Raw genomic sequence first — 279 nt, forward strand, 5'->3', positions numbered from 1 at the left:
GGCGGTCCTGCAGCGGGTACGCGAATGGGTGATGCCCGCGTTAGACGCGCACGCTGCTAAAGAAACCGGTTACTACTGGATTATTGACGACACCGGTTTTCCAAAGAAGGGACGTCATTCGGTCGGGGTGGCACGTCAGTAGTCGGGTCTGGATAATTCGTTTTCGGCGACGACGCCGTTCATGGTGTCGAAGCGGAAGCCGCGGAGCGGTTGAGCAATGCGACAAGTACAAGGACGTAAAAACGCCGCAGCTTTCTGAGGATCATGCGCAGGTTGTGG

1 pseudogene is annotated in these 279 nt (G+C 57.0%); it reads left to right on the top strand.

The window, feature by feature from the left end:
- Positions 1-139, top strand: a pseudogene (locus tag AB3X96_RS42805) (transposase); the annotation flags it as partial.
- Positions 140-279 lie beyond the last annotated feature (140 nt).

Source organism: Paraburkholderia sp. BR13439 (genome assembly GCF_040948805.1).
In the GTDB taxonomy this organism is placed as follows: domain Bacteria; phylum Pseudomonadota; class Gammaproteobacteria; order Burkholderiales; family Burkholderiaceae; genus Paraburkholderia; species Paraburkholderia youngii.